Origin of the sequence: Streptomyces sp. NPDC002574 (genome assembly GCF_042889545.1) — a bacterium.
Lineage (GTDB): Bacteria > Actinomycetota > Actinomycetes > Streptomycetales > Streptomycetaceae > Actinacidiphila.
In genome coordinates this window covers 1-1,106 of sequence record NZ_JBIARB010000035.1, presented here as the reverse complement: position 1 = coordinate 1,106, position 1,106 = coordinate 1, and the positions used below count along the sequence as shown (strand labels likewise).

1 protein-coding gene is annotated in these 1,106 nt (G+C 68.4%); it reads right to left on the bottom strand.

Annotated features, from left to right (window positions below; translation table 11 throughout):
• On the bottom strand, positions 1 to 969 hold a 969-nt coding region (locus ACFYXS_RS39560; protein ID WP_389256657.1), incomplete at its 3' end, for an IS256 family transposase.
• Positions 970 to 1,106: the final 137 nt, after the last annotated feature.

The following is a 1,106-nucleotide window of genomic DNA, read 5'->3' as shown; positions in this document are numbered from 1 at the left end:
GGTGAAGGCCAGCAGGTCGTGCCGGGCGGCGTCCAGGTGCTCGGCGGCCTTGGGGAACTTCCCCTCCAGGGTGTCCAGGACCTGCGTCATCTGGGTCTGGACTGCGTCGGCGTCGGGCTGTTCGAAGACCGTCCGCAGCAGCGTGGCCACCCACGGTTGGGCTGATTTGGGCACCTGACCGAGCAGGTTGCGGGCGTAGTGGGTGCGGCAGCGCTGCCATGAGGCGCCGGGCAGGGTCGCACCGATCGCGTCGACCAGGCCGGTGTGGGCGTCGGAGACCACCAGCTGGACGCCGCCCAGGCCGCGGGCGATGAGCGAGCGCAGGAAGGCCAGCCAGCCGACGCCGTCCTCGGCGGTGGCGACGTCCAGGCCGAGGATCTCGCGGTGTCCGTCGGCGTTGACACCGACCGCGATCAGCGCGTGGACGTTGATGATGCGGCCGCCTTCGCGGACCTTCTGGGTCAGCGCGTCGACCCAGAGATACGCATACGGTCCGGCGTCCAGGGGCCGGTTGCGGAACGCGGCGACCTGGTCGTCCAGGTGCTTGGACATCGCGCTGACCTGGGACTTGCTCAGCTGTGTCACGCCGAGGGACTCGGCGAGCTTCTCGACCCGGCGGGTGGAGACCCCGAGCAGGTAGGCGGTGGCGACGACACTGATGAGGGCCTGCTCGGCCCGGCGTCGCCGTTCCAGCAGCCAGTGCGGGTAATAACTGCCGCTGCGGAGCTTGGGGATGGCCAGCTCGACCGTTCCGGCCCTGGTGTCCCACTCGCGCGGGCGATAGCCGTTGCGGTGGTTGACGCGTTCGACGCTGACCTGCCCGTACTCGGCATTGCAGAGGGCATCGGCCTCCGCGGACATCAGCGCGTCGGCGAACGTCTTGACCATCGCGCGGAGCAGATCGGGACTCGCCGCTGCGAGGTTCTCCTCGGCCAGGGCGTGCAGGGGCAGACTGTCTGGTGCGGTCATCGTGCTGATCTCCTTCGAGCCTTAGACATCTCGAAGATCAGCCGGTGGCCGTCTTTCTATCCGGGGACTCACTCCAACGCCGAGACAAACACCCGCATCAGGTGGGAACCCGTACACCACTTCCAAGGACGCAACCC